General features: G+C 69.8%; 22 protein-coding genes and 1 pseudogene. 7 read left to right on the top strand and 16 right to left on the bottom strand.

Annotated elements, in window-relative coordinates; translation table 11 throughout:
* The first annotated feature begins 1 nt into the window (after position 1).
* From zwf to ACIRJP_RS04695, 4 genes are all read left to right on the top strand, one after another.
* The gene (gene zwf / locus ACIRJP_RS04710; RefSeq protein ID WP_404168115.1) at positions 2–1,534 is read left to right on the top strand and encodes a glucose-6-phosphate dehydrogenase; all 1,533 of its coding nucleotides are present in this window, start codon (positions 2–4) and stop codon (positions 1,532–1,534) included.
* Positions 1,531–2,544: a glucose-6-phosphate dehydrogenase assembly protein OpcA gene (gene opcA, locus ACIRJP_RS04705; RefSeq protein WP_404168113.1), complete on the top strand. Its 1,014-nt coding sequence runs from the start codon at positions 1,531–1,533 to the stop codon at positions 2,542–2,544. The genes zwf and opcA overlap by 4 nt, the downstream gene beginning before the upstream one ends.
* Positions 2,541–3,323 (top strand): 6-phosphogluconolactonase, encoded by a 783-nt coding sequence (pgl, locus tag ACIRJP_RS04700; protein WP_404168111.1) that lies wholly within the window; start codon positions 2,541–2,543, stop codon positions 3,321–3,323. Before opcA ends, pgl begins: the two co-directional genes overlap by 4 nt.
* Positions 3,324–3,401: 78 nt before the next feature.
* The gene (locus tag ACIRJP_RS04695) at positions 3,402–3,764 is read left to right on the top strand and encodes a VOC family protein (protein ID WP_404168109.1); all 363 of its coding nucleotides are present in this window, start codon (positions 3,402–3,404) and stop codon (positions 3,762–3,764) included.
* A gap of 6 nt (positions 3,765–3,770) precedes the next feature.
* Here ACIRJP_RS04695 and ACIRJP_RS04690 read toward each other — a convergent pair whose 3' ends face one another.
* The 14 genes from ACIRJP_RS04690 to uvrA all read right to left on the bottom strand — a co-directional run bounded on the left by ACIRJP_RS04690 (position 3,771) and on the right by uvrA (position 21,214).
* Complete coding sequence (locus ACIRJP_RS04690) at positions 3,771–5,333, bottom strand: PH domain-containing protein (protein ID WP_404168107.1); 1,563 nt, start codon at positions 5,331–5,333, stop codon at positions 3,771–3,773.
* Positions 5,330–5,833, bottom strand: a complete 504-nt coding sequence (locus ACIRJP_RS04685; RefSeq protein ID WP_404168105.1) for a PH domain-containing protein — start codon at positions 5,831–5,833, stop codon at positions 5,330–5,332. The genes ACIRJP_RS04690 and ACIRJP_RS04685 overlap by 4 nt, the downstream gene beginning before the upstream one ends.
* A 4-nt stretch (positions 5,834–5,837) precedes the next feature.
* Complete coding sequence (gene pgi, locus ACIRJP_RS04680) at positions 5,838–7,490, bottom strand: glucose-6-phosphate isomerase (RefSeq protein WP_404168103.1); 1,653 nt, start codon at positions 7,488–7,490, stop codon at positions 5,838–5,840.
* Between the two features lie 152 nt (positions 7,491–7,642).
* Positions 7,643–7,978 carry an RNA polymerase-binding protein RbpA gene (locus ACIRJP_RS04675; protein ID WP_072483070.1) on the bottom strand — a complete coding sequence of 112 codons (336 nt, stop codon included), beginning with the start codon at positions 7,976–7,978 and terminating at the stop codon, positions 7,643–7,645.
* Positions 7,979–8,087: 109 nt separating this feature from the next.
* A complete protein-coding gene (gene secG / locus ACIRJP_RS04670; protein ID WP_072483071.1) occupies positions 8,088–8,324 on the bottom strand; it encodes a preprotein translocase subunit SecG in 237 nt (78 codons plus the stop codon).
* Between the two features lie 115 nt (positions 8,325–8,439).
* Positions 8,440–9,216 (bottom strand): triose-phosphate isomerase, encoded by a 777-nt coding sequence (gene tpiA / locus ACIRJP_RS04665; protein ID WP_404168100.1) that lies wholly within the window; start codon positions 9,214–9,216, stop codon positions 8,440–8,442.
* A 6-nt stretch (positions 9,217–9,222) separates the two neighbouring features.
* Positions 9,223–10,434, bottom strand: a complete 1,212-nt coding sequence (locus ACIRJP_RS04660) for a phosphoglycerate kinase (protein ID WP_404168098.1) — start codon at positions 10,432–10,434, stop codon at positions 9,223–9,225.
* A 300-nt stretch (positions 10,435–10,734) separates the two neighbouring features.
* The gene (gap, locus tag ACIRJP_RS04655; RefSeq protein WP_404168096.1) at positions 10,735–11,745 is read right to left on the bottom strand and encodes a type I glyceraldehyde-3-phosphate dehydrogenase; all 1,011 of its coding nucleotides are present in this window, start codon (positions 11,743–11,745) and stop codon (positions 10,735–10,737) included.
* Positions 11,746–12,064: 319 nt separating this feature from the next.
* On the bottom strand, positions 12,065–13,054 hold the full coding sequence (whiA, locus tag ACIRJP_RS04650; RefSeq protein WP_404168094.1) for a DNA-binding protein WhiA: 990 nt from the start codon (positions 13,052–13,054) through the stop codon (positions 12,065–12,067).
* Positions 13,045–14,079 carry a uridine diphosphate-N-acetylglucosamine-binding protein YvcK gene (gene yvcK, locus ACIRJP_RS04645; protein WP_404168092.1) on the bottom strand — a complete coding sequence of 345 codons (1,035 nt, stop codon included), beginning with the start codon at positions 14,077–14,079 and terminating at the stop codon, positions 13,045–13,047. Before yvcK ends, whiA begins: the two co-directional genes overlap by 10 nt.
* The gene (gene rapZ, locus ACIRJP_RS04640) at positions 14,076–15,065 is read right to left on the bottom strand and encodes an RNase adapter RapZ (protein ID WP_404168090.1); all 990 of its coding nucleotides are present in this window, start codon (positions 15,063–15,065) and stop codon (positions 14,076–14,078) included. Before rapZ ends, yvcK begins: the two co-directional genes overlap by 4 nt.
* Positions 15,062–17,122, bottom strand: a complete 2,061-nt coding sequence (gene uvrC / locus ACIRJP_RS04635) for an excinuclease ABC subunit UvrC (RefSeq protein WP_404168088.1) — start codon at positions 17,120–17,122, stop codon at positions 15,062–15,064. Before uvrC ends, rapZ begins: the two co-directional genes overlap by 4 nt.
* Positions 17,123–17,468: 346 nt before the next feature.
* Positions 17,469–17,897: a Rieske (2Fe-2S) protein gene (locus ACIRJP_RS04630; protein ID WP_404168086.1), complete on the bottom strand. Its 429-nt coding sequence runs from the start codon at positions 17,895–17,897 to the stop codon at positions 17,469–17,471.
* A 296-nt stretch (positions 17,898–18,193) separates the two neighbouring features.
* Positions 18,194–21,214 (bottom strand): excinuclease ABC subunit UvrA, encoded by a 3,021-nt coding sequence (uvrA, locus tag ACIRJP_RS04625; protein ID WP_404168084.1) that lies wholly within the window; start codon positions 21,212–21,214, stop codon positions 18,194–18,196.
* A gap of 175 nt (positions 21,215–21,389) precedes the next feature.
* On the opposite strand from uvrA, the gene ACIRJP_RS04620 reads away from it, so the two are divergent.
* Together ACIRJP_RS04620 and ACIRJP_RS04615 are read left to right on the top strand one after the other, a co-directional pair.
* Complete coding sequence (locus ACIRJP_RS04620) at positions 21,390–22,079, top strand: maleylpyruvate isomerase family mycothiol-dependent enzyme (protein ID WP_404168082.1); 690 nt, start codon at positions 21,390–21,392, stop codon at positions 22,077–22,079.
* A gap of 10 nt (positions 22,080–22,089) precedes the next feature.
* Complete coding sequence (locus tag ACIRJP_RS04615) at positions 22,090–22,743, top strand: MBL fold metallo-hydrolase (RefSeq protein ID WP_404168080.1); 654 nt, start codon at positions 22,090–22,092, stop codon at positions 22,741–22,743.
* A gap of 394 nt (positions 22,744–23,137) precedes the next feature.
* On the opposite strand, the gene ACIRJP_RS04610 is transcribed toward ACIRJP_RS04615, so the two are convergent.
* Positions 23,138–23,824, bottom strand: a complete 687-nt coding sequence (locus tag ACIRJP_RS04610; protein WP_404168078.1) for a DUF6518 family protein — start codon at positions 23,822–23,824, stop codon at positions 23,138–23,140.
* Between the two features lie 69 nt (positions 23,825–23,893).
* Between ACIRJP_RS04610 and ACIRJP_RS04605 the strand changes: the two are divergent.
* A pseudogene (locus tag ACIRJP_RS04605) lies at positions 23,894–24,082 on the top strand (MBL fold metallo-hydrolase); the annotation flags it as partial.
* A 126-nt stretch (positions 24,083–24,208) separates the two neighbouring features.
* Here the strand turns inward: ACIRJP_RS04605 and ACIRJP_RS04600 are convergent.
* A complete protein-coding gene (locus ACIRJP_RS04600) occupies positions 24,209–25,219 on the bottom strand; it encodes a TerC family protein (RefSeq protein WP_404168076.1) in 1,011 nt (336 codons plus the stop codon).
* Positions 25,220–25,230 lie beyond the last annotated feature (11 nt).

Raw genomic sequence — 25,230 nt, 5'->3', positions numbered from 1 at the left:
CTTGTCTGGTGTTCCCGGAGCCAATCCGCTTCGTGACCCCCAGGACCGACGGCTCCCGCGCATCGCGGGGCCGTCGGGTCTGGTGATCTTCGGAGTCACGGGCGATTTGTCCCGTAAAAAGCTGATGCCCGCCGTGTACGACCTGGCCAATCGCGGCCTGTTGCCGCCGGGCTTCTCCCTCATCGGTTTCGCGCGCCGCGAGTGGCAGGACGAGGACTTCACACAAGAGGTCCACGACGCCGTCAAGCAGCACGCCCGTACGCCGTTCCGCGAGGAGGTCTGGCAGCAGCTCATCCAGGGGATGCGCTTCGTCCAGGGCAACTTCGACGACGACGATGCCTTCGAGCAGCTGAAGAACACGATCCAGGAGCTGGACAAGGCACAGGGCACGGGAGGCAACTTCGCCTTCTACCTGTCCGTGCCGCCGAAGTTCTTCCCCAAGGTCGTCCAGCAGCTCAAGAAGCACGGCCTCGCGGACCAGAAGGAGGGCTCCTGGCGGCGTGCTGTCATCGAGAAGCCCTTCGGCCACGACCTGAAGAGCGCACAGGAGCTCAACCAGATCGTGCACGACGTCTTCCCGCCCAACGAGGTCTTCCGGATCGACCACTACCTGGGCAAGGAGACGGTCCAGAACATCCTGGCGCTGCGGTTCGCCAACACGATGTTCGAGCCGATCTGGAACAGGTCGTACGTCGACCACATCCAGATCACGATGGCCGAGGACATCGGCATCGGTGGCCGGGCCGGCTACTACGACGGCATCGGCGCCGCCCGTGACGTCATCCAGAACCACCTGCTCCAGCTGCTGGCGCTGACCGCGATGGAGGAGCCCGGCTCCTTCCACCCGAAGGCCCTGGTCGCCGAGAAGCTCAAGGTGCTCACGGCGGTGGAGCTGCCGGAGGATCTGGGCAAGCACACGGTGCGCGCCCAGTACGAGCACGCGTGGCAGGGCGGCGAGGAGGTCCGCGGCTACCTCGAAGAGGACGGCATCGACCCCAAGTCGAAGACCGACACCTACGCCGCGATCAAGCTGACGATCAACAACCGCCGCTGGGCGGGCGTGCCGTTCTACCTCCGTACCGGAAAGCGGCTCGGCCGCCGGGTCACGGAGATCGCGGTCGTCTTCAAGCGGGCCCCGTACCTGCCCTTCGAGTCCGGCGCCACCGAGGAGCTGGGCGGCAACGCCCTGGTCATCCGGGTGCAGCCGGACGAGGGCGTGACCGTGCGGTTCGGCTCCAAGGTGCCCGGCACCTCGATGGAGGTCCGGGACGTCACGATGGACTTCGCGTACGGCGAGTCCTTCACTGAGTCCAGCCCGGAGGCCTACGAACGGCTCATCCTCGATGTGCTGCTCGGCGACGCCAACCTCTTCCCCCGGCACCAGGAGGTCGAGCTCTCCTGGAACATCCTCGACCCGATCGAGCAGTACTGGGACAAGCACGGCAAGCCCGCCCAGTACCCGGCGGGTTCCTGGGGTCCGGCCGAGGCCGACGAGATGCTCGCACGAGACGGACGGAGCTGGCGCCGGCCATGAAGATCGATCTGACGGAGACCACTTCCAGCAAGATCAACCAGGCGCTGATCTCGGCCCGCCGTGCCATCGGCACCCCGGCCATCGGCATGGTGCTCACCCTGGTCATCGTCACCGACGAGGAGAACGCGTACGACGCGCTCAAGTCGGCCGGTGACGCCTCGCGCGAGCACCCCTCGCGGATCATCGCGGTGATCAAGCGGGTCAGCCGCTCGCCGCGCAGCCGCCGGGACGCCCGGCTCGACGCCGAGGTGCGGGTCGGTTCCGACGCGGGCACCGGCGAGACGGTCGTGCTGCGTCTCCACGGCGAGCTGGTCAACCACGCCCAGTCGGTGGTGCTGCCGCTGCTGCTGCCGGACGCCCCGGTCGTGGTCTGGTGGCCCGAGGACGCGCCCGCCGACCCGGCGAAGGACCCGCTGGGCGCGCTCGCCCAGCGCCGGATCACGGACGCGTACTCGGCGGAGCACCCGGGCCAGGAGCTGGCGATCCGCGCCGACTCGTACACCCCGGGCGACACCGACCTGGCGTGGACCCGCATCACGCCGTGGCGCTCGATGCTGGCGGCCTCGCTCGACCAGCAGTCCGCCCAGGTCGTCTCGGCGACGGTGGAGGGCGAGTCGGAGAACCCGAGCTGCGAGCTGCTCGCCATGTGGCTCGCGGACCGGCTCGGGGTTCCGGTGGAGCGCACCGTCTCCGCCGGTCCCGGCCTGACGGCTGTGCGGATGGAGACCAGGAACGGCACCATCGTCCTGGACCGTCCCGACGGTTCGCTGGCCACGCTCTCGATGCAGGGCCAGCCGGACCGCGCGGTGGCGCTCAAGCGGCGGGACACCGCCGAGCTGCTCGCCGAGGAGCTGCGCCGTCTGGACCCGGACAACACGTACGCGGCGACGGTGAAGTTCGGCGTGGAGAAGCTCGGCGCACCGGCAGAGCCGAAGCCGGCCGAGCCCGCGGCGGACGCCGCCCCGGCCGCCGCGAAGAAGACCGCGGCCAAGAAGGCGGCGTCGAAGTGAGTGCTCCTCAACTTGTCGTGCACCACGACAAGGAGCTGATGGCGCTGGCCGCCGCGGCCCGGCTGATCACGAAGATCGTGGACGCCCAGACCGCGCGCGGCTACGCCTCGGTGGTCCTCACCGGCGGGCGCAACGGCAACGGCCTGCTGGCCGCGCTCGCCGCCGCGCCCGCCCGGGACGCGATCGACTGGTCGCGACTGGATCTGTGGTGGGGCGACGAGCGGTTCCTGCCCGAGGGCGATCCGGAGCGCAATGTCACGCAGGCCCGCGAGGCCCTGCTGGACTCGGTGGATCTGGACCCGTCCCGGGTGCACGCGATGCCCGCCTCGGACGGCCCCTGGGGCAACGACGCCGACGCGGCGGCCGCCGCGTACGCCGGGGAGCTGGCCGCCGCGGCCGGTCCCGAGGACCACGGTCCGGTGCCGACGTTCGACGTGCTGATGCTGGGCGTCGGCCCGGACACGCATGTCGCGTCGCTCTTCCCGGAGCTGCCCGCGGTACGGGAGACCGAGCGCACCGTCGTCGGTGTGCACGGCGCCCCCAAGCCGCCGCCCACCCGGATCTCGCTCACGCTGCCGGCGATCCGGGCGGCGCGTGAGGTGTGGCTGCTCGCCGCCGGCGAGGACAAGGCGGAGGCCGCGGAGATCGCGCTGTCGGGTGCCGGGGAGATCCAGGCCCCGGCGGCCGGTGCGTACGGGCGCAGCCGCACGCTGTGGCTGCTGGACGCGGCGGCGGCCTCCCGGCTGCCGCGCGCGCTGTATCCGCCCGCCTCGCCCTGACCGTACGTCAGCACGGTTGCGCACAGGCCCGGTTCGCTCCTCGGAGCGGCCGGGCCTGTCGCGTGAAAGGATCGCGCCATGGTACGTATCGGAACCGTGGTTATGGGCGCGTCGGACGTACGGCGTGCGGCGGCGTTCTGGAAGGCGGCGCTCGACTACGTGGAGCGTGAGCCGGCGACGGACGAAGACTGGGTGGTACTGGTCCCGGCCGAGGGACCCGGCGTCGGTCTGGCTCTGGACCTCAGCGGTACGCCCGTGCAGGAGGTCCCCCGGGTCCACCTCGATCTCTGCACCGAGGAGCAGGACGCCGAGGTGGACCGGCTGATCGCGCTCGGCGCGATGCGGGTGGACTGGGATCTTTACCCGGACGACCCGGACTTCGTCGTACTGGCGGACCCCGAGGGCAACAGATTCTGCGTCATCGACACCACGCACGGCTGACCGGGGTCACCCGGCGGGCGGGACGCGCTCCAGGAAGGGCTCCAGCAGACCGGGCACGGCCTTCGCGGCGAAGTCGAGGCCCTCGCCCGTCTCGGTGTCGTACGCGGTGTACGCACCCGCTCCGGCGGCTGTCGTCGCGGTGACGCTCAGGACCCCGGCCCGCCGCTGGAAATACGTCTGCCGGACCGTCCAGCCGATGACTCCGGCCCGCTCCAGCGCGGCGGTCGAACGCCGGACCGTGCCCGACCTCACCACCAGGTAGTCGCCGCTGATGGCGTGCCCGAGGCCGCGGTAGGCGTCGCGGGCCAGGAACACCCCGGCCGGCAGCCCCACGACGGCGCAGCCGAGCGCGATCCAGAGCAGTACGGGTGTCAGCAGCGCGCCCAGGAGAGCCAGCACCGCCACCGGGACCAGGACGGCCCAGAACGCCCGGCGCAGCCTGCGGCCTCGGGCGGCGCGGGGGTGCCCGGTCAGCGGGGCGCCGGTCGGGGACGTGGTCTCGCGCAGCACGTCGGCGGCCACCGCGTCGGCGACGGTCCTGGGCGCTGCGGGCAGCAGGGTGTTGTGGTCGCCGTGCTGTTCCTCGTCGTCCTTGGCCAGTCCGGTGGTGATCGCGTCGACCCGGGCGGCGCCGAACGTCCTGATGCCGAGCGGTTCGACGAGCTCGACTCCGCGCAGCCGCCGTTCCTCGATGGAGACGGACCGGGAGGTCAGCAGTCCGCGCCGGATGCGCAGGGTGCCGCCGGGCTCGCGCTCCAGCCGGTAGTTCCACCACATCTCGACCCAAAGGCCGAGCGCGCCGACGACCCCGGCGGCCACCGCGGCGACGACGAGGATCAGGATCATGGCGGTCAGCGAGGTGTCCCGGAAACGCTCGCCGATCCACTCGATCACCTGCCCCTGTGCCCCGAACCAGTCGCTGACCTGCATCACCGCACCGGCCGCCGCACCGCCGAGCGCGGGGGCGACGAAGGAGACCGGTGCGTAGCGGATCCAGCGCGGGTCGAGGGCGACGAGCTCGCCCTCCCGGTGGGTGCCCGGGGTGCCCGTGGCCGTACGTTCCAGCAGTTCACGGCGGAGCCGTTCGCCCTCGGCCCTGGGGACCGGGTCGAGCTCCAGGGTGGAGTCGTTGCCGGAGTGCTCTCCGGTGCCGATGCGGACGGTGACCAGGCCGAGTACCCGTTGCAGCAGATGGGCGGTGAGGTCGACGCTGCGGATGCGCTCCCGGGCCAGTGAGCGCTTCTTGACCAGGAACAGCCCGGTGTGGAGATCGACCCGCTCGCCACCGACGCGGTAGCGGGTGCGGCGCCACCGTACGTAGTCGCCGGCCGCCGCGGAACCGATCAGCAGGACCGAGCCGGCGAGGACCCAGGCGACGGCGGCGGCGAGGCCGAACCGCCCGGACAGGCCGAGGGTGGTGGGAACGGCCGCGCCGGCCGCCACCCCGGCCGTGACGAGTGCGCTGACCAGGACCGTACGCCGGTCCAGCCTCCGCCAGTCGACGGAGGTTGCCGTGCCGGGCTCCTGGGCCGGGCCCCGGCCTCCCGAGAGCGCCGTCCCGGGGCTCATGTGGCGTCCCCGGGGGTGGCCTGGGTGATCCGGGTGAGCCGCTCGGCCAGCCCGGCCGCCGTTTCGTGGTCGAGGCCCTCGATCCGGACCGCGCCCCTGGCCGACGCGGTGGTCACGGTGACCGTGGCGAGCCGGTAGAGCTGTTCGAGCGGTCCGCGCACGGTGTCCACGGTCTGGATCCGGGACATCGGGGCGACCCGCCACTCCTGCCGGAAGACCCCGGTCCTGACGTACACCGCTTCGTCGGTGACCTCCCAGCGGTGGGTGCGGAACCACCACGAGGGGAGGAGGACGGCGCAGCCGGTGCCGAGGACCGCGAGGACCGCGGCGGCCGTCAGCAGCCAGAACCGGGCGGGCCCGATGAACGCGCCGAGCACCGCCAAAACGGCCACGGGGGCGGCGGTCAGCAGCAGCCATTGGGCCCGCCACCACCTCACGGCCCTCGGGTCCAGCGTGTTGTTCGGCGGCCGCAGCCGCACCGTCCCCTCCCCCGTGGTCATCGGCTCAGCGCCCCCGGCGGGCGCGGTACGCGTCGACGAGCGCGGCGGTCGAGCTGTCCAGCTGATCGCCTCCCTTGCCCTCGGTGAGCACCGGTTCGATCTTCTTGGCGAGGACCTTGCCCAGCTCGACGCCCCACTGGTCGAAGGAGTCGATGTTCCAGACGGCGCCCTGGACGAAGACCTTGTGCTCGTACAGCGCGATCAGCTGGCCGAGGACGGACGGGGTCAGCCGGTCGGCGAGGATCGTCGTCGTCGGGTGGTTGCCCAGGAAGGTCTTGTGCGGCACCAGTTCCTCGGCGACGCCCTCGGCCCGGACCTCGTCCGGCGTCTTGCCGAAGGCCAGCGCCTGGGTCTGGGCGAAGAAGTTGGCCATCAGCAGATCGTGCTGGGCGACCAGACCGGGCAGCAGGTCGGAGACCGGCTCGGCGAAGCCGATGAAGTCGGCCGGGATGACCTTGGTGCCCTGGTGGATCAGCTGATAGTAGGCGTGCTGTCCGTTGGTGCCGGGGGTGCCCCAGACGACCGGTCCGGTCTGCCAGTCGACCGGATTGCCGTCCCGGCCCACGGACTTGCCGTTGGACTCCATGTCCAGCTGCTGCAAGTACGCGGTGAACTTGGACAGATAGTGGCTGTAGGGCAGCACCGCGTGCGACTGGGCGTCGAAGAACGCGCCGTACCAGACGCCCAACAGCCCCAGCAGCATGGGGACGTTGGATTCGGCGGGGGCGGTGCGGAAGTGCTCGTCGACGAGGTGGAAACCATCGAGCATCTCGCGGAACCGGTCCGGGCCGATGGCGATCATCAGCGAGAGGCCGATGGCGGAGTCGTACGAGTAGCGCCCGCCGACCCAGTCCCAGAACTCGAACATGTTGGCGGTGTCGATGCCGAAGTCCGCGACCTTGCCGGCATTCGTGGACAGCGCCACGAAGTGCTTGGCGACCGCGTCCTGATCGGCCCTCAGACCGGTCAGCAGCCAGTTGCGGGCCGAGGTGGCGTTGGTGATCGTCTCGATCGTGGTGAAGGTCTTCGACGCGATGACGAAGAGCGTCTCGGCCGGGTCGAGGTCGCGCACCGCCTCATGGAGGTCGGCGCCGTCGACGTTCGACACGAAGCGGACGGTGAGGTCGCGGTCCGTGAAGGAGCGCAGCACCTCGTACGCCATGGCGGGGCCGAGGTCGGAACCGCCGATGCCGATGTTGACGACGTTCTTGATGCGCTTGCCGGTGTGGCCCGTCCATTCCCCCGACCTGACACGGTCGGAGAACGCCGCCATCCGGTCGAGCACGGCGTGCACACCCGGCACCACGTTCTCGCCGTCGACCTCGATCACCGCGTCGCGCGGGGCACGCAGCGCGGTGTGCAGAACGGCGCGGTCCTCGGTGGTGTTGATCTTCTCGCCGCGGAACATCGCGTCCCGCAGCCCGGCCACCCCGGTGGCCGCGGCGAGCTCGCGCAGCAGCCGCAGCGTCTCGTCGGTGAGCAGGTGCTTGGAGTAGTCGACGTACAGATCGCCGACCGTCAGGGTGTATTCGGTGCCGCGCTCCGGATCCTCCGCGAAGAGCTGCCGCAGATGGGTCGTCCCGAACTGCTCGCGGTGCTTGCCCAGAGCTGTCCACTCGGGCGTCTGGTTGAGCCTGGTTCGGCTTCGTGTGTTCATCCCGGAAATCAGCCCAATTCTTCTCGTGCCTGCAGATGCCCCGCTGCACCTACAAACCTAATTGATCAGAAGGGCCGACGACGCAATGGAGACCTGCGGCACGGCGAAAGCGATCCGGCCGGACACCCTGTGGGTGCCCGGCCGGACAACTTCTAGATTTCGCCCCGGAGTTTCGCCAGCGCCTCGGCGAGAATGGCCTCGCCGTCCGCGTCGCTGCGCCGCTCGCGTACGTACGCGAGGTGCGTCTTGTACGGCTCGGTGCGCGGCGGGTCCGGCGGGCTGTCCCGGTCCTGGCCGGCCGGGAAGCCGCAGCGCGGGCAGTCCCAAGTCTCCGGTACCTGCGCGTCACTGGCGAAGCTCGGCTGCGTCTCGTGCCCGTTCGAGCACCAGAAGGAGATGCGGAGGCGCGGCGCGGACTCACCGCGCTCGGCCTCCCCCATCGGCCCCGCTCCGACCCGGCTTCCCCGGATCGCGTTGCCACTTGCCACGGTCGTAACTCCCTGCGTGATGGTGCTCGAAGATGCCCCAGTCTACGTAAGGCCCAACGCGCGTCCAGTGAAAGGAGTTACACCGTCACCGGGAATCGCGTACGACGGGTCAGTTGTCCAGCTTGATCAGCAGACCGAGCACAACAATGCACGCGAACCATCCCAGACCGACGACCACGGTGATCCGGTCGAGGTTCCGTTCGGCGACCGAGGAGCCGCCGACCGACGACTGCATGCCGCCACCGAACATGTCGGAGAGGCCGCCGCCCTTTCCCTTGTGCATCAGCACCAGCAGCATCAGCAGCAGGCTGAAGACGATCAGGGCGATCTCGAACGCCAAAATCACGGCTGGTCCCTACTTTCCGGAATTCCTCTGGACTGCATGTGCTGATTACGGGGGCCGGGAGGTTACACCCTCCGCGGCCCCCGCAAGGGTACGACGGATCCGCGCTACCGCATACTCACTGGTCGCGGAAGCGGACGATCTTGACGAACTCGTCGGCGTCCAGCGCGGCGCCGCCGACCAGCGCGCCGTCCACGTCGGGCTGCGCCATGATCGCGGCGACATTGCCGGACTTCACCGAGCCGCCGTACTGGATACGGACCGCGTCGGCCAGCTCCTGGGAGTACAGCTCGGCCAGCCGGCCGCGGATCGCACCGCAGACCTCCTGGGCGTCCTCGGGAGTGGCGACCTCACCGGTGCCGATGGCCCAGACCGGCTCGTACGCGATCACGATGGACTCGGCCTGCTCGGCCGGGACGTCCTTCAGACCGCCGTCGAGCTGCGCGAGGGTGTAGGAGACCTGGTCACCGGCCTTGCGGACGTCCAGGCCCTCGCCGACGCAGAGGATCGGGGTCAGGCCGTGCTTGTACGCGGCCTTCACCTTGGCGTTGCAGATCTCGTCGTTCTCGCCGTGGTACTGGCGGCGTTCGCTGTGGCCCACGGCGACGTAGGTGCACCGCAGCTTGGCGAGCATCGGGCCGGAGATCTCACCGGTGTACGCGCCGGAGTCGTGCGCCGAGATGTCCTGGGCGCCGTACTTGATCTTCAGCTTGTCGCCCTCGACCAGGGTCTGCACGGAGCGCAGGTCGGTGAAGGGTGGCAGGACGGCGACCTCGACGGCCTCGTAGTCCTTGTCGGTCAGCGCGAAGCCGAGCTTCTGGGTGTGTGCGATGGCCTCGAGGTGGTTGAGGTTCATCTTCCAGTTGCCCGCCATCAGCGGGGTACGAGTGGTCATGAAAGGTCAGTCCTCCAGTGCGGCGAGGCCGGGAAGCGTCTTGCCCTCGAGGTATTCGAGGCTGGCACCGCCACCGGTCGAGATGTGTCCGAATGCGTTCTCGTCGAAGCCCAGCGTGCGGACGGCCGCGGCGGAGTCGCCACCACCGACGACACTGAAGCCCGAGGAGTCGACGAGGGCCTGGGCGACTGCCCGGGTGCCCTCGGCGTAATCAGGGTGCTCGAAGACGCCCATCGGGCCGTTCCAGAAGACGGTGGCGGCGTCGGCGAGCTTCGATGCGTACAGCTTGTTGGTCTCGGGGCCGTTGTCCAGGCCCATGAAACCGGCGGGCATGGCGTCCGCGGGCACCGTGCGGTGCTCGGTGGGGGCCTTGCTCTTGAGGTCCGGGAACTGCGCGGAGACCACGACGTCGACGGGGAGCACGAACTCCACGCCCTTGTCCTCGGCGCGCTCGAGGTACTCCAGCACCGCCGGGATCTGGTCCTCCTGGAGCAACGAGCTGCCGACCTCGTGGCCCTGGGCCTTGAGGAAGGTGTACGCCATGCCGCCGCCGATCAGGATGCGGTCGGCACGCTCCAGGAGGTGGTCGATGACGCCGAGCTTGTCGGAGACCTTGGAGCCGCCGAGCACCACGGCGTACGGGCGCTCGACGTTCTCGGTGAGCTTCTTCAGGACGCCGACCTCGGTGGCGATCAGGTCACCGGCGGCGTGCGGCAGCCGGGCCGGGAGGTCGAAGACCGAGGCGTGCTTGCGGTGCACGGCCCCGAAGCCGTCGCCCACGTAGAGGTCGGCGAGTTCGGCGAGCTGGTCGGCGAACGCGCCGCGCTCGGCGTCGTCCTTGGACGTCTCACCCGGGTTGAAGCGGAGGTTCTCCAGGACGGCGACCTGGCCGTCGGCGAGACCGGCGACCGCGGCACGGGCCAACTCGCCGACCGTGTCGGTCGCGAACGCCACGTCGGCGCCGATGAGTTCACCGAGGCGGGCGGCGGCGGGCGCAAGGGAGAAGGCGGGGTCCGGGGCGCCCTTGGGGCGGCCCAGGTGCGAGGCGACGACGACTCGCGCGCCTGCCTCGACGAGTTTCTCGACGGTCGGCTGGACTGCACGGATCCGGCCGTCGTCGGTGATGGTGGTACCGCTCAGCGGCACGTTGAGGTCGGCGCGCACGAATACGCGCTTGCCGGTGACCCCTTCGGCGATCAGTTCGTCGATCGTCTTCATCTTGCTGGACTCCTTGGAGGGCGGGAGAGCATGCGACGGGGCCCGAACGGCGCGGCGTTGCGCTGTTCGAGCCCCGTGCTCACATCTTGGGTCTTTCGTTTGGATCAGGCCGGATCAGGGAGCGGGGCCTGGTGCGTGCGATCGCAAGGCGCAGGAGGGAGTCAGGGCGGAGCCCTGGAGACCGACGACAACGCGGAGGAGGTCCCCCCTGGCCCTCGAGGCCTTGGGGAAGTGCGTGCCAGGCCCCGCGAGCCCGGCATGATCCAGACGAGAGGCCCTTGGTGCCTGCCGGTTCGACGGTCAGAGCTGGCTGCCGACGAAGACGGTCAGGTCGACGAGGCGGTTGGAGTAACCCCACTCGTTGTCGTACCAGCCGAGGACCTTCACCGACTTGCCCTCCTGAACCATGGTCAGCGAGGAGTCGAAGGTGCAGGACGCCGGGTCGCCGACGATGTCCGACGACACGATCGGGTCCTCGGTGTAGTACAGGATGCCCTTGAGGTCACCGTCGTCGGCAGCCTTCTTGAACGCGGCGTTGACCTCGTCCTTGGTGACGTCGCGGCGGAGCTCGACGACCAGGTCGGTGGCCGAGCCGGTCGGGACCGGGACGCGCATGGCGATGCCGTCCAGCTTGCCCTTCAGCTGCGGGAGCACCAGGGCGGTCGCCTTGGCTGCACCGGTGGTGGTCGGGATGATGTTCTCGGCGGCGGCGCGGGCGCGGCGCAGGTCCGAGTGCGGGAAGTCCAGGATGCGCTGGTCGTTGGTGTACGCGTGGACCGTCGTCATGAGGCCCTTGACGATGCCGAAGTTCTCGTCGAGAACCTTGGCCATCGGTGCGACACAGTTGGTCGTGCAGGACGCGTTGGAGATGACGTGGTGGCTGGCTGCGTCGTACTGGTCCTGGTTGACGCCCATCACGATGGTGATGTCCTCGCCCTTGGCCGGAGCCGAGATGAGGACCTTCTTGGCGCCGCCCGCGATGTGCTTCTCGGCATCGGCCTTTTTTGTGAAGATGCCGGTCGACTCGATGACGATGTCGACGCCCAGCTCACCCCAGGGGATGTCGGCCGGGTTGCGCTCGGAGAGAACCTTGATCGTGTGACCATCGACGGTGATGGTGTCGGCGGTGTGGCTGACCTCTGCTTTCAGACGACCCAGGATGGTGTCGTACTTCAGCAGGTGGGCGGTGGTCGCGGTGTCACCCAGGTCGTTGACAGCCACGATCTCGAGGTCCGCACCCTGCTCCAGCAGTGCGCGGAAGTAGTTGCGGCCGATGCGACCGAAGCCGTTGATGCCTACGCGGATCGTCACGAACCGATCTCCTCGTTAGGTACGCGGGGTTCTCACCCCGGCGAGTTGTATGAGATGTCCCCGACCGCCTCCGACCCTACCTCTCCGAGGCTCCCGGGGTGACATCGAGCACGGCCGTGAGAAGCGCCGAGGCCCGTACTCCTCGGCAGGAGTACGGGCCTCCGGATACCCGGCCGCACATGCTGGGACGATTACGGAGCGTCAGCGTCCCGAGGAGCCCCGGGAGTCCGTAATCCGGCCGGATTACGCGGCTCCGGCGCGTCGGCCAGAGGCGGCTCCGCCGGGTCGGTCCGAGGCCACTCGGGCGGCCTCGGGCGGGTCAGCCCACCAGTCCGTCGGCGAGCTCCTCGCTGAGGGTGGATTCGGTGCCCGGGATGCCCAGGTCCTGGGCCCGCTTGTCGGCCATCGCCAGCAGCCGGCGGATCCGGCCGGCGACCGCGTCCTTGGTCAGCGGCGGGTCGGCGAGCGCGCCCAGCTCCTCCAGGGACGCCTGCTTGTGCTCCATGCGCAGCCGCCCGGCCGCCGCCAGGTGCTCGGGCACCTCCTCGCCCAGGATCTCCAGCGCGCGCCCCACCCGGGCGCCCGCGGCGACCGCGGCCCGCGCCGAACGGCGCAGGTTCGCGTCGTCGAAGTTGGCGAGCCGGTTGGCCGTGGCGCGGACCTCGCGGCGCATCCGCCGCTCCTCCCAGGCCAGCACCGCGTCATGGGCGCCGAGCCGGGTGAGCAGCGCGCCGATCGCGTCGCCGTCGCGGACGACGACCCGGTCCACCCCGCGCACCTCGCGGGCCTTGGCCGCGATGGAGAGCCTGCGGGCCGCGCCGACCAGCGCGAGCGCCGCCTCCGGGCCCGGGCAGGTCACCTCCAGCGAGGAGGAGCGGCCCGGCTCGGTGAGCGAGCCATGGGCCAGGAAGGCCCCGCGCCAGGCGGCCTCGGCGTCACAGGTCGCCCCCGAGACCACCTGCGGGGGCAGCCCGCGGATGGGGCGGCCCCTGCCGTCCACCAGGCCGGTCTGGCGGGCCAGCTGGTCGCCGCCCGCCACCACCCGCACGACGAAGCGCGAGCTGCGCCGCAGACCTCCGGGCGCCATCACGATCAGCTCCGAGCTGTGCCCGAAGATTTCGAGAACGTCCCGCTTCAGCCGGCGCGCCGCGTTCCCGGTGTCCAGCTCGGCCTCGATCACGATCCGGCCGCTCACCAGGTGCAGCCCACCCGCGAACCGAAGAATCGCCGAGACTTCTGCCTTCCTGCAGCAGGTCCGGGTCACGGGAAGCCGAGAGATTTCGTCCTTCACCGCGGGCGTCATCGCCATGGGCCGATCCTTCCATGCATCCGAAAAATACGGTCGTACGCGGCGGCCAACAGCTCCGGATCATGGATCGGAACGCCGTCGGGTGAGGCCACCGGCGCCAGCTCGACCGCGGCACCGAGCCGCTTGGCGGCATCGGCGAGGGACTCACGATCGGGCACAGCGGCTTCGTCGGCCAGCACCACGTCCAGGGCGAGTTTAGGGGCGTGTCGTCCCAAAACCTCCAAATGACGCTGCGGGGAGAAGCCATCAGTTTCACCGGGTTGCGGTGCCAGGTTGAGCGAGAGGACCTTGCGGGCCTTGGTCTCGACGAGCGCGTCGAGCAGTTCGGGGACGAGCAGGTGCGGGATCACCGAGGAGAACCAGGACCCCGGGCCGAGCACCACCCAGTCGGCGTCGAGGACCGCGGCAACGGCCTCGGGGACGGCGGGCGGGTCGCTCGGGACGAGGTGCACGGACTGCACCTCGCCGGGGGTGAGCGCCACCGTGGCCTGTCCGCGCACGGTGTCCACGTCGTCCGGGCGGGCCGGGTCGTGACCCCGGACCAGCGCCTGGAGCTCCAACGGAACGGCGGACATGGGAAGCACCCGGCCGTGCGCCCCGAGGAGCCGGCCGACCAGGTCGAGGGCCTGGACATGGTCGCCGAGCTGCTCCCAGAGGGCGACGATCAGCAGATTGCCGACCGCGTGCTCGTGCAGGTCGCCCTTGGACTGGAAGCGGTGCTGGATCACCCGGGCCCAGGTCTGGCCCCAGTCGTCGTCACCGCACAGGGCGGCGAGCGCCTTGCGCAGGTCGCCGGGCGGCAGAACGCCGAGCTCCTCGCGGAGCCGGCCGCTGGAGCCGCCGTCGTCGGCGACCGTCACCACGGCGGTGAGATCGCCGGTGATCCGGCGGAGCGAGGCGAGTGACGCGGACAGCCCCATGCCGCCGCCGAGGGCGACGACCTTGGGCTGTGCGCCGCGCTTGCGGCCGGGCAGCGCGGAGGTGGCTCTGCGCAGCCGCCGCAGGCGCAGATTGCGGCTGGTCACTCGCGCCCCATGTCCCGGTGGACGAGGACGGTCTCGATGCCTTCGGTCGCGAGCCGGGCCGCCAGCTTCTCGGACATGGCGACCGAACGGTGCTTGCCGCCCGTGCAGCCGACGGCGATCGTCACGTAGCGCTTGCCCTCGCGGCGGTATCCGGCGGCGATGAGCTGGAGCAGCTCCGTGTACTGGTTGAGGAACTCCTTGGCACCGGGCTGGTCGAAGACGTAGGCGGAGACCTCCTCGTTGAGACCGGTGAACGGGCGCAGCTCGGGGACCCAGTGCGGGTTGGGCAGGAAGCGGCAGTCGACCACCAGGTCGGCGTCGACCGGCAGGCCGTACTTGAAGCCGAACGACATCACCGTGGCGCGCAGCTCCGGCTCCTCCTCGCCGGCGAACTGGGCGTCCATCTTGGCGCGCAGTTCGTGCACGTTGAGGCTGGAGGTGTCGATCACCAGGTCCGCGTCGCCGCGCAGCTCGCGCAGCAGGTCACGCTCGGCGGCGATGCCGTCGACGATCCGGCCGTCGCCCTGGAGGGGGTGCGGGCGGCGGACCGATTCGAAGCGGCGGACGAGGGCGTCGTCGGAGGACTCCAGGAAGACGATCCGCCGGGTGACGTGCTTGGCCTCCAGGTCGGCGAGGGATTCGCGGAGGTTGTCGAAGAAGCGGCGCCCCCGGACGTCGACGACCACGGCGATCCGCGCCACGTTGCCCTGCGAGCGGGCGCCGAGCTCGACCATGGTGGGGATCAGTGCGGGCGGCAGGTTGTCGACGACGAACCAGCCGAGGTCCTCCAGACACTTGGCCGCCGTGCTGCGCCCGGCGCCCGACATCCCCGAGATGATCACCAGCTCGGGGATGGTCGTGGTCCCGTCGCCCGTCTCGTTCGTGGTGGCCGTACTCACTTGTGCTGCTCCGTCTGCTCGGTCGGTGCCGTCGTGCCCGGCTTCTTGCCCGCGCCCGGCTTTCTGCTCGTTCTCACGCTCGGTCATGTCGTGGTGCCCCCGTCGTCCTCTTCAATGATCTCTCCTGTCGCCGTGTTCACGGCGGGCGCGGCCGGGGCGGCCGACGCGAGGGCGACAGCCACTGATTCCGCCGTTCTGCGGCCTATCCCCGGAACTTCGCAGATCTCGTCGATTGTCGCTTGCTTCAGCTTCTTCACGGAGCCGAAATGCTTGATCAACGCCTGTTTCCGGGTTTCGCCGAGACCGGCGACTGCGTCCAGGGGGCCGGAGCGGATCCGTTTGGCCCGCTTGGCGCGCTGGTACGTGATCGCGAAGCGGTGGGCCTCGTCACGGACGCGCTGGAGGAGGTAGAGGCCCTCGCTGGAGCGGGGCAGGACGACGGGGTCGTCGTCATCGGGCAGCCAGACCTCTTCGAGGCGCTTGGCGAGGCCGCAGACGGCGATGTCGTCGATCCCCAGTTCGTCGAGGGCCCGCTTGGCGGCGGCGACCTGCGGCTGGCCGCCGTCGACCACGACGAGCTGCGGCGGGTAGGCGAACCGCTTGGGGCGCCCGTCGTCCTCACGGGGCTCGGCGTCCGGGTCGGGAGCGGTGGTGTCGGAGGCGGCGCCGGGATCGGTGGCGTCGTCCTGCGGTGCGGGGACGGCGCCGGTCGGGGCGGGGGTCTCCTCCCACTCCCCCGTACGCTCCTTCTCCTGGAGGTACCGCTTGAAGCGGCGGCCGATGACCTCGTGCATCGACCGGACGTCGTCCTGGCCCTCGAAGCCCTTGATCTGGAAGCGGCGGTACTCGCTCTTGCGGGCGAGGCCGTCCTCGAAGACGACCATGGAGGCGACCACGTCGTCGCCCTGGAGGTGCGAGATGTCGAAGCACTCGATACGCAGCGGGGCGGTATCGAGGCCGAGCGCCTCCGCGATCTCCTCCAGGGCGCGGGAGCGGGTGGTCAGGTCGGAGGCGCGCTTGGTCTTGTGCAGCCCCAGGGCCTGCTGGGCGTTGCGCTGGACCGTCGCCATCAGGTCCTTCTTGTCGCCGCGCTGCGGGATGCGCAGGCTGACCTGGGAGCTCCGGCGGTCGGCGAGCCACTGGGAGACCGCGTCCGGGTCCTCGGGCAGGGCCGGGACGAGGACCTCCTTGGGGACCGAGTCGCCCGTCTCCTCGCCGTACAGCTGCTGGAGGGCGTGCTCGACCAGGCCCGAGGTGTTGACGTTCTCGACCTTGTCGGTGACCCAGCCGCGCTGGCCGCGCACCCGGCCGCCGCGCACATGGAAGATCTGGACGGCGGCTTCGAGTTCGTCCTCGGCGACCGCGATCAGGTCGGCGTCGGTGGCATCGGCCAGCACGACGGCGCTCTTCTCCATGGCCCGCTTGAGGGCCTCCACGTCGTCGCGGAGCCGGGCCGCCCGCTCGTACTCCATCTCCTCGGCCGCCGCCATCATGTCCTTCTCCAGGCGGCGGATGTACGTGCCGGTCCGGCCTGCCATGAAGTCGCAGAAGTCGTCGGCCAGTTCGCGGTGTTCGTCGGGGGTGACACGGCCCACGCAGGGGGCGGAGCACTTGCCGATGTAGCCGAGGAGGCACGGACGGCCCGTCCTGGCGGCGTTCTTGAAGACCCCGGCGGAGCACGTACGCACCGGGAAGACCCGGAGCATGAGGTCGACCGTCTCGCGGATCGCCCAGGCGTGCCCGTACGGACCGAAGTAGCGCACGCCCTTCTTCTTGGCCCCGCGCATCACCTGGACGCGCGGGAACTCCTCGTTGAGCGTGACCGCGAGGTACGGATAGCTCTTGTCGTCGCGGTACTTGACGTTGAACCGCGGGTCGAACTCCTTGATCCAGGAGTACTCCAGCTGGAGGGCCTCGACCTCCGTGGAGACGACCGTCCATTCCACCGAGGCGGCCGTGGTGACCATCGTGCGCGTACGCGGGTGGAGCGCGGCCAGGTCCTGGAAGTAGTTGGCCAGGCGCTGGCGCAGGTTCTTGGCCTTTCCGACGTAGATCACCCGGCGGTGTTCGTCGCGGAATTTGTAGACCCCCGGGGAGTCGGGGATCTGTCCCGGCTTGGGGCGGTAGCTGGAGGGGTCTGCCATGTGTCCCACCCTACTTGCGGGCAGTGACAGTCCGGCCGCCCGGAAGTGGTGCCGTGCTCCGGGGCACGGATCGCGGGAGCGCGCCCCGGAGCACCGGTCAGTGGGTACGGCTGCCGGGCACGGGTTCTCCCGGTGGCGGCGGCTGCGCAGGACGGCGAGCCCGCCTGGGCCGAGCACCACGAGGGCGCCCGCTCCGGCGGTGGCCGAGGTGACGGCCGGCGCCGGAGCGGGCGCCGTGCTCGCCGCGACCGCCCGGCTCCGGGCCGTCGTGGGCGGGGGCGGCCGGCGGGGAGTAGCCGCCCGCCTTGCCGGAGCGGGCGTATCCGGGTACCTTCCCGGCCGGGTCTCAGGCGTCGGGGCCCGCGACCAGCTTTCCGCCCTCGACCCTGACCGGGACGGCGGGCAACGGCGCGGTCGCCGGACCGCGCATCGCCTTGCCGGTCGTCGTGTCGAAGTGGCTGCCGTGGCAGGGGCACTTCCCCACGTTGTCCTCGACCTTGTCCAGCAGGCAGCCCGCGTGGGTGCACTGGGCGCTGAACGCCTTGTACTGGCCCTTGGCCGGGCAGCTCACGATGACCCGTTCGTTGCGGAAGAGTTTGGATCCGCCGACCGGAATCTCGTCCGGCGCGCCGAGCTCGACGGGAGCGGTCGGCGTCGGCGTCTCGGCATGGCCGAGCTTCGATTCGGTCGAGCAGGCGGCCACTCCCAGCCCGGCGGCGCCGGCGAGAGCGGCACCCTTCAGCACGGTACGGCGGGCGGCGGGCTGGCCGGACATGCGGTCTCCACTGGTCGTAGGGGTGGATGGGCACCGGGCGCGACTGACGCGCCGCGGGTACCAGGAGTACCGCGGGCATCACAGCTGTCGGAGCCATCGGTGCCATCGGTGACAGAAGCGACGATACCGGCGGAGACGGACGGCCCTGCGGCCGGGCCGCCCGAGGTCGATCGTCCCTGGTCAGCGGCCCGTCTGCGGCGGTGAACAGGCCCTGGTGGTGAGCAGGGGGTGGCAGCGGACAGGGCGAGGCGGCCCCGGGGATCCGGGAGTCGCCTCGCCCTTTTCCGCCGGAGGCGTCAGGCCTTGCGCGCGCGGGTCGCCTTCTTCGCCGCGGGCTTCTTCGCGATCCCGTCCGTGCTCGTCCGGGCCGTGGCCGTCTTCCTGGCCGGGGCTGCCTTCGCGGCGACCGCCTTCTTCGCGGCCGTCTTCCGCATCGGCTTGCGGGCCGCGGGCACCGCGGCCTCGCTCACCCGCTCCGGGTCCAGGATGCCCTGGAGGAACTTGCCGGTATGGCTGGCCGGGGCCCCGGCGACCTCCTCCGGGGTGCCCTCGGCGATGACCAGACCGCCGCCGCTGCCCCCTTCGGGGCCCATGTCGATGACCCAGTCCGCGGTCTTGATCACATCGAGGTTGTGCTCGATGACGATCACCGAGTTGCCCTTGTCGACCAGTCCGGAGAGCACCTTGATGAGCTTGCTGATGTCCTCGAAGTGCAGACCCGTGGTCGGCTCGTCCAGGACGTAGACCGTACGGCCGGTGGATCGCTTCTGCAGCTCGCTGGCGAGCTTCACGCGCTGCGCCTCACCGCCGGAGAGCGTCGGCGCGGACTGGCCGAGCCGCACGTATCCGAGGCCCACCTCGTTGAGCGTGCGCAGGTGACGGGCGATCGTCGGGACGGCCTCGAAGAACTCCAGGCCCTCCTCGATCGGCATGTCCAGCACCTCGGCGATGGACTTGCCCTTGTAGTGGACCTCCAGGGTCTCCCGGTTGTAGCGCGCTCCGTGGCAGACCTCGCACGGGACGTACACGTCCGGCAGGAAGTTCATCTCGATCTTGATGGTGCCGTCGCCGGAGCAGTTCTCGCAGCGGCCGCCCTTGACGTTGAAGGAGAAGCGGCCCGGCAGATAGCCGCGCACCTTCGCCTCCATCGTCTCCGCGAACAGCTTGCGGACATGGTCGAAGACGCCGGTGTACGTGGCCGGGTTGGACCGGGGCGTGCGACCGATGGGCGACTGGTCGACGTGCACCACCTTGTCGACCAGGTCGTCGCCGTCGACCCGGGTGTGCCGGCCGGGCACCGACTTGGCGCCGTTCAGCTCGCGCGCCAGGTGGGTGTAGAGGATGTCGTTGACCAGCGTCGACTTCCCCGAACCCGAGACGCCCGTGACGGCCGTGAGCAGGCCGAGCGGGAAGGAGACGTCGATGTCCTGGAGGTTGTTCTCCCGGGCTCCGTGCACCGTGAGCCTGCGCTGCGGGTCGACGGGGCGCCGGACGTCGGGCATCGGGATCTGCTTCTTGCCGGTCAGATACTGACCGGTGATCGACTCGCCGTTGGCCAGCAGCTCCTTGAGTGATCCGGAGTGGACCACCTTGCCGCCGTGCTCACCGGCGCCGGGGCCGATGTCGACGACCCAGTCGGCGACCTTGATGGTGTCCTCGTCGTGCTCGACGACGATGAGCGTGTTGCCCATGTCACGGAGCCGGACCAGGGTCTCGATCAGCCGGTGGTTGTCCCGCTGATGCAGGCCGATGGACGGTTCGTCCAGCACGTACAGCACGCCTACCAGGCCGGAGCCGATCTGGGTGGCGAGGCGGATGCGCTGGGCCTCGCCGCCGGACAGGGTGCCGGCCGCGCGGTTGAGCGAGAGGTAGTCGAGGCCGACGTCGACGAGGAACTTCAGCCGCTCGTTGACCTCCTTCAGCACCCGTTCGGCGATCTTCTTGTCGCGGGCGTTGAGCTTCATCCGTCCGAGGAACTCGGCGCATTCGCTGATCGACATCGCGGCGACCTCGGCGATGGACCTCTCCATCACCGTCACCGCGAGGACGATCGGCTTGAGCCTGGTTCCCTCACAGGTCGGGCAGGGCACCTCGCGCATGTAGCCCTCGAAGCGCTCCCGGCTGGAGTCGCTCTCGGCGTCGGAGTGCCGGCGCTTGACGAACTGCACCGCGCCCTCGAAGGCGGGGGTGGTGTACGCGCGCTCCCGCCCGTAGCGGTTGCGGTAGCGGACCTCGGTCTGGATCTTGTGGCCGTGGAGCAGGGCCTTCTTGGCGCGCTGCGGCAGCCCGGCCCAGGGGATGTCCGTACGGAATCCGAGGGCGTCGGCGAGGGCGTTGATCTGCCGGCCGAAGTACTCCTTGGTGTGGCCGTGAGACCAGGGGTGGATCGCGCCCTCGTCGAGCGACTTCTCCTCGTCCGGGACGATCAGCTCCGGGTCGACCTCCATCCGCGTACCGATACCCGTGCAGTCCGGGCAGGCGCCGAAGGGCGAGTTGAAGGAGAAGGAGCGCGGTTCGAGCTCCTCGAAGGAAAGGTCGTCGTACGGGCAGTAGAGGTGCTCGGAGTACATCCGCTCGCGCTCGGCGTCGCCCTCGGGGAGGTCGACGAAGTCGAGCACGACCATGCCGCCGGAGAGCCCGAGCGCGGTCTCGACCGAGTCGGTCAGCCGGCGCTTGGCGCTGTCCTTCACCGTGAGGCGGTCGATGACCACCTCGATGGTGTGCTTCTCCTGCTTCTTCAGCCTGGGCGGCTCGGAGAGCTGGATGGTCTCGCCGTCGACCCGGGCCCTGCTGTAGCCCTTGGTCTGCAGATCGGCGAAGAGGTCGACGAACTCGCCCTTGCGCTCGCGCACCAGCGGCGAGAGCACCTGGAAACGGCTGCCCTCGGGCAGGCCGAGCACCTTGTCGACGATCGCCTGCGGCGACTGGCGCGAGATGGGGCGGCGGCACTCCGGGCAGTGCGGCTTGCCGATCCGGGCGAAGAGCAGCCGGAGGTAGTCGTAGACCTCGGTGATGGTGCCGACCGTCGAGCGCGGGTTGCGCGAGGTCGACTTCTGGTCGATGGAGACGGCGGGCGAGAGGCCCTCGATGAAGTCGACGTCCGGCTTGTCCATCTGGCCGAGGAACTGGCGGGCGTACGAGGAGAGGGACTCCACGTAGCGCCGCTGGCCCTCGGCGAAGATCGTATCGAACGCGAGGGACGACTTGCCCGACCCGGAGAGCCCGGTGAAGACGATGAGGGAGTCGCGCGGGAGGTCGAGCGAGACGTTCTTGAGGTTGTGCTCGCGAGCGCCACGGACGATGAGACGGTCGGTCACGCCGGTCCGCACCTTTCTGGAGAGAAATGGGGGAACTGAGCCCCTGTCCCAGGGTATGGGGGGCGCCACAGCGGTGTACGAAGCTTTCGACTCCGAGCGTATAGCACGCACATTCGATTTACGGACGGCCATGGACTCCTTCACCCGAATGAGTGGCGAGGCTAGGCTCGGCCCCATGATTGATCATGCGCGCGACCTGGACGCCGTACGTGAAGCAACCGATCGACTGCTCAGCGCCACCGGGAAACTGGACGCTGCCGCGCTCGCCCAACCGTCGCGATTGCCGGGCTGGAGCCGGGGCCATGTTCTTGCGCACCTCTCTCGTAACGCCGACGCGCTCGTAAATGTTCTCCAGGGCCGTCCCATGTACGCAGACAGCGAAACCCGCGACCGCGACATCGAGCGCGACGCGCCCCGGCCCCCGGCCGAGCAGCTGGCCGACCTGGCCGGGAGCGCGGACCGCCTCGGGGCCGCCGCCGCGGTCCCTGCCGACTGGTCCCGCACGGTCACCTTGCGCAACGGCGTGACTGACTCCGCCGCCCGCATCCCCTTCCGCCGCCGGGTCGAGGTCGAGCTGCACCATGTCGACCTGGGAGTCGGCTACGAGCTGGAGGACCTGCCGGAGGATTTCGTCTCCCGCGAGATCGACTTCCTCGCCGAGCGGTTCGACGGGCACCCCGATGTCGTGTCCACGAGGATGACCGCCGACGGGGACCCGGTGCGGACGACCGGCGGCGGCGCGGAGGGCGGCCCGGTCACGGTCCGCGGCACGGCGCCCGAGCTGCTCGGCTGGCTCAGCGGGCGCCGGGACGGCTCGGCACTGACCGTCGAAGGCGGCCCGCTTCCGGTCCTGCCCCCGCTATAGGCTGAGACGTATGACGTACAGCGGAGCGGTCAAGGTCGGCGGGCGTGCGGACGTGCACGAGTTGACGGATCTGATGATCTCCAAGGTCGCCGTCGGACCGATGAACAACAACGCCTATCTGCTGCGCTGCCGGGCCACCGGCGAGCAGCTGCTGATCGACGCGGCCGCCGAGGCCGGGACGCTTCTGCGGCTGATCGGTGACGACGGCATCGCGTCCGTCGTCACCACCCATCGGCACGGCGACCACTGGCAGGCACTGGGCGAGGTGGTGGCGGCCACCGGAGCACGCACCTACGCGGGTCGGTACGACGCCGAGGGCATCCCGGTCCCGACCGATGTCCTCGTCGACGACGGCGGCACGGTCCGTGTGGGTGAGGTCTCCCTGACCGCCCGGCACCTCGTGGGCCACACCCCGGGCTCCATCGCGCTGGTCTACGACGACCCGCACGGCGCCCCGCACCTGTTCACCGGGGACTGCCTCTTCCCCGGGGGGCCTGGCCGGACAACACAGCCCAAGGAGTTCAACTCCCTCATGGACGACCTGGAGGCCAAGGTGTTCGACGTTCTCCCGGATGAGACCTGGATCTACCCCGGTCACGGCAACGACACCACCCTCGGTGCCGAGCGCCCCCACCTCGCGCAGTGGCGCGCCCGCGGCTGGTGACCATACCAACGACGACCGCCCCCGCTCGAAGTGAAGCGGGGGCGGTCGCTGCGTTCAGGCGAGCCGGCGCTCTGGGCGCTTGGGCCACTGTGCTGATCTCGCCCGCGTGGTGGCGTCTGCCGGACAATGACCGAGAGGCCCACCGCTCCGGCGTCGAACTCGCTTTCTGGACCACCCGCCAGGTCCGCCGCAGTGGTCTGTGCACATTGTGCTGGATGCGCGAGAGCGAGCCCGACATCCTCTTCCGCGGCGGTCGCCGATGCCGCAACTTCACCCGGCTTCTCCAGCTGTTCGCGTGACCAGTCTGCGGCCGTGCAGTCGAAGCGGCGCCCGAAGCCACCTCTCACGGCTTCGGGCGCCCGCGCTGCTGCCACTGCCCGTCGCCCATGCACTCTCAGCCGAGGAGTGTCGTCAGGATCAGTTTGTAGAAGACGAGGTAGGCCAGTAGTGAAAAGGGAATGGCGGTCAGGAGGGTCAGCGCGCGTTCTCTGTGGGTGCGGCCCATGAACAGGGGCACGAGAACCAGAACGGCGAGGCAGGTCCATGCCTGGGAGGCGTAGTGCAGAACCCAGGCGTAGTGGATGGCTTCCGTGCCGAAAACGCCCGCCAGGGCGGCAAGGCCGATGACGCGGTGGGGCGGGCTGATGCCTCGCCACCCAAAGCCCGCCACCCCGAAGAGGGGGCCGGCGATGAACGCCATGCCGAGCCAGACGAGGGGAGCGAACAGAGAGCCCATGCCGTCGCGCGCGACCTCCGCATAGCCGTAATAGCCGACGACGAGACCGGACTCGGCGAACAGGCCCGCAACGGCGGCCGCGGGCAAGCCGACCTTCCGGGCCAGCAGCGCGCCTGCGACGAACGCGGCGACGGACCAGACCGCACCTGAGTTGGCGATCTGATTCCACGCACCCGGAAGCCAGCCCTGGACCAGATTGGTCAGGACGCCGAGAAGGAGTCCTCCGGCGAATGCCGACGCCGTTGCGTAGGCCCAGGCTCTTCCGCTCGTATCGGGCACTGAGGCGACGACCGGGGACGCGCTCATGGTGGTGCTCACTTCTCTGTCGAGGGCTGCATGGCTCACACCTCTTGGTGCAGTTGTAAGGATGCGTAGTGCCAACGGCGCGTTCCCGTGACCTGATCTACCCCGGCCCTGTTCCCCGGCGGGGTCGGCAATACGCACAAGGACCCCGAGGCCTTCGCGAGCCTGCTCCACGACGTGGAGACCAAGCTCTTCGACGAGTTGCCCGACGAGACCTGGGTCTATCCGGGCCACGGCCACGACACCACGCTCGGCAACGAGCGTCCGCAGCTGCCGCAGTGGCGCGCCCGCGGCTGGTGAAGACGGCGGCCACGGGCCGGACCTCCCCGTGACGCCCCCGGCCGGGGCGGGCAACTTGCCGTTGCCCGCCCCGGCCGGTGCCGGTTCCCGTCCGTGCCGGACGGCCCCGCCGGGCCGTCCGCGCGCTCAGGCGTCGATGCCCGCGCCCTTGTCTGCGCCCGGCACCTTGTCGGCGGGTTCTCCGGACTCCGCCAGGGTCTGCTTCTTGTTGGCGACGAGGCTGGTGATCGTGGTGATCACCAGCACGCCGCAGATGACGCCGAGCGAGACCGGGATGGAGATCTCGGGGACGTGCACCCCGGACTCGTGCAGTGCGTGCAGCACCAGCTTCACCCCGATGAAGCCGAGGATGACCGAGAGTCCGTAGCTGAGGTGGACCAGCTTCTTCAGCAGCCCGCCGATCAGGAAGTACAGCTGCCGCAGCCCCATCAGGGCGAAGGCGTTGGCGGTGAAGACGATGTACGGGTCCTGGGTCAGACCGAAGATCGCGGGGATGGAGTCCAGGGCGAACAGCACATCGGTGGTGCCGATGGCGAGCATGACGACCATCAGCGGGGTCAGGACGCGCTTGCCGTTGTTCCGGATGAAGAGCTTGGTGCCGTGGTACCGGTCGGCCACCCCGAAGCGGCGCTCGATCGTCTTGAGGAGGCGGTTCTCCTCGAACTCCTCCTCTTCCTCGCCGGCCCGCGCCTCCTGGATGAGCTTCCAGGCGGTGTAGATCAGGAACGCGCCGAAGATGTAGAAGACCCACGAGAAGTTGGCGATCACGGCGGCACCGGCGGCGATGAAGATCGCCCGCAGCACCAGCGCGATCAGCACACCGACCAGCAGCACCCGCTGCTGGAGGTGCGAGGGCACCGAGAACTTCGCCATGATCAGGACGAAGACGAAGAGGTTGTCGACACTCAGCGACTTCTCGGTGATGAAGCCGGCGAAGAACTCGCCCGAGGCCTGGCTCTCACCGAAGACCAGCAGGCCGAGCCCGAAGAGGGCGGCCAGCGCGATCCAGATGATCGTCCAGATTCCGGCTTCCTTGGTCGTCACGTCATGGGGCTTGCGCCCGATGAAGAAGTCGACGGCGATAAGGGCTGACAGACCAAGAATGGTCAGCACCCAGAGGGTCCATGAAACGTCCACTGCGCCTCCGG

The sequence above is a fragment of the Streptomyces sp. NPDC102437 genome, assembly GCF_044765565.1.
In the GTDB taxonomy this organism is placed as follows: domain Bacteria; phylum Actinomycetota; class Actinomycetes; order Streptomycetales; family Streptomycetaceae; genus Streptomyces.
The sequence above is the reverse complement of the archived record's forward strand: the minus strand, read 5'-3'. Positions and strand labels throughout refer to the sequence as shown.

What these genes read in the sequence shown, in the direction of transcription:
- opcA (WP_404168113.1), top strand. Translation starts at nt 1,531, where the DNA reads ATGAAGATCGATCTGACGGAGACCACTTCCAGCAAGATCAACCAGGCG.
- ACIRJP_RS04695 (WP_404168109.1), top strand. Translation starts at nt 3,402, where the DNA reads ATGGTACGTATCGGAACCGTGGTTATGGGCGCGTCGGACGTACGGCGT.
- ACIRJP_RS04690 (WP_404168107.1), bottom strand. Translation starts at nt 5,333, where the DNA reads ATGAGCCCCGGGACGGCGCTCTCGGGAGGCCGGGGCCCGGCCCAGGAG.
- ACIRJP_RS04685 (WP_404168105.1), bottom strand. Translation starts at nt 5,833, where the DNA reads ATGACCACGGGGGAGGGGACGGTGCGGCTGCGGCCGCCGAACAACACG.
- pgi (WP_404168103.1), bottom strand. Translation starts at nt 7,490, where the DNA reads ATGAACACACGAAGCCGAACCAGGCTCAACCAGACGCCCGAGTGGACA.
- tpiA (WP_404168100.1), bottom strand. Translation starts at nt 9,216, where the DNA reads ATGACCACTCGTACCCCGCTGATGGCGGGCAACTGGAAGATGAACCTC.
- ACIRJP_RS04660 (WP_404168098.1), bottom strand. Translation starts at nt 10,434, where the DNA reads ATGAAGACGATCGACGAACTGATCGCCGAAGGGGTCACCGGCAAGCGC.
- whiA (WP_404168094.1), bottom strand. Translation starts at nt 13,054, where the DNA reads ATGGCGATGACGCCCGCGGTGAAGGACGAAATCTCTCGGCTTCCCGTG.
- rapZ (WP_404168090.1), bottom strand. Translation starts at nt 15,065, where the DNA reads ATGACCGAGCGTGAGAACGAGCAGAAAGCCGGGCGCGGGCAAGAAGCC.
- uvrC (WP_404168088.1), bottom strand. Translation starts at nt 17,122, where the DNA reads ATGGCAGACCCCTCCAGCTACCGCCCCAAGCCGGGACAGATCCCCGAC.
- ACIRJP_RS04630 (WP_404168086.1), bottom strand. Translation starts at nt 17,897, where the DNA reads ATGTCCGGCCAGCCCGCCGCCCGCCGTACCGTGCTGAAGGGTGCCGCT.
- ACIRJP_RS04620 (WP_404168082.1), top strand. Translation starts at nt 21,390, where the DNA reads ATGATTGATCATGCGCGCGACCTGGACGCCGTACGTGAAGCAACCGAT.
- ACIRJP_RS04615 (WP_404168080.1), top strand. Translation starts at nt 22,090, where the DNA reads ATGACGTACAGCGGAGCGGTCAAGGTCGGCGGGCGTGCGGACGTGCAC.